Genomic DNA, 1,817 nt, shown 5'->3' with positions numbered 1-1,817 from the left:
CAAAACTGAACAAAGTAAAAGCGAACCGTGCAAGGTTCCGTGTGCCCAAATGGCACTATCCTTAGAAAGGAGGTGATCCAGCCGCACCTTCCGATACGGCTACCTTGTTACGACTTCACCCCAATCATCCAGCCCACCTTAGGCGGCTAGCTCCCGTAAGGGTTACTCGGCCGACTTCGGGTGTTCCAAACTCTCGTGGTGTGACGGGCGGTGTGTACAAGACCCGGGAACGTATTCACCGCGGCATTCTGATCCGCGATTACTAGCGATTCCAGCTTCATGCAGGCGAGTTGCAGCCTGCAATCCGAACTGAGAATGGCTTTAGGAGATTAGCTAAACCTCGCGGTCTCGCAACTCGTTGTACCATCCATTGTAGCACGTGTGTAGCCCAGTTCATAAGGGGCATGATGATTTGACGTCATCCCCGCCTTCCTCCGGTTTATCACCGGCAGTCTCGCTAGAGTGCCCAACTGAATGCTGGCAACTAACAATAAGGGTTGCGCTCGTTACGGGACTTAACCCAACATCTCACGACACGAGCTGACGACAACCATGCACCACCTGTCACTCTGTCCCCGAAGGGAAAGCCCAATCTCTTGGGTGGTCAGAGGATGTCAAGAACTGGTAAGGTTCTTCGCGTTGCTTCGAATTAAACCACATGCTCCACCGCTTGTGCGGGTCCCCGTCAATTCCTTTGAGTTTCAGCCTTGCGGCCGTACTCCCCAGGCGGAGTGCTTAATGCGTTAGCTCCAGCACTGAAGGGCGGAAACCCTCCAACACTTAGCACTCATCGTTTACGGCGTGGACTACCAGGGTATCTAATCCTGTTCGCTCCCCACGCTTTCGAGCCTCAGCGTCAATTACAGACCAGAAAGTCGCCTTCGCCACTGGTGTTCCTCCATATATCTACGCATTTCACCGCTACACATGGAATTCCACTTTCCTCTTCTGCATTCAAGTCTTCCAGTTTCCAATGACCCTCCACGGTTGAGCCGTGGGCTTTCACATCAGACTTAAAAGACCGCCTGCGCTCGCTTTACGCCCAATAAATCCGGACAACGCTTGTCACCTACGTATTACCGCGGCTGCTGGCACGTAGTTAGCCGTGACTTTCTGGTTAGATACCGTCAAGGAGGTGCCAGTTACTACACCTCTTATTCTTCTCTAACAACAGAGCTTTACGATCCGAAAACCTTCTTCACTCACGCGGCATTGCTCCATCAGGCTTTCGCCCATTGTGGAAGATTCCCTACTGCTGCCTCCCGTAGGAGTCTGGGCCGTGTCTCAGTCCCAGTGTGGCCGATCACCCTCTCAGGTCGGCTACGTATCACTGCCTTGGTGAGCCATTACCTCACCAACTAGCTAATACGCCGCGGAGCCATCCATAAGCGACAGCCGAAGCCGTCTTTCATGACTAGAGCATGCGCTCCAGTCACCTATGCGGTATTAGCACCCGTTTCCGGATGTTATCCCCCTCTTATGGGCAGGTTCTCCACGTGTTACTCACCCGTTCGCCACTCCTCGACACTCTGCAAGCAGAGTGTGTTGGCGTTCGACTTGCATGTATTAGGCATGCCGCCAGCGTTCGTCCTGAGCCAGGATCAAACTCTCGTTTTAAGTTTGAAAAGCTCATTACTTTTGTAAAAATGTGAGTTGACCTTGTCAACTCGATTTGTTGTCTCCGTTCAAAATGAACGAAAGACCCCTGCACATTTGGTTGTTTCTACTTTGTTCAGTTTTCAAAGATCTAGCACTTTCGTTTGGCGTCGCTGTGTTAGCAGCAACTTTTATATCATACCATCGTCTCGATTGCTTGT

At 51.7% G+C, this 1,817-nt stretch carries 1 rRNA gene; it reads right to left on the bottom strand.

The features are described from left to right. Positions 1 to 65: 65 nt before the first annotated feature. A 16S ribosomal RNA gene (locus ADIAL_RS03625) occupies positions 66 to 1,617 on the bottom strand. Positions 1,618 to 1,817 lie beyond the last annotated feature (200 nt).

It is taken from the genome of Alkalibacterium sp. AK22 (genome assembly GCF_000585255.1).
Classification (GTDB): Bacteria; Bacillota; Bacilli; order Lactobacillales; family Carnobacteriaceae_A; genus Alkalibacterium.
Note: the sequence above shows the minus strand (reverse complement) of the source record. Positions and strands in the feature narration are given on the sequence as shown.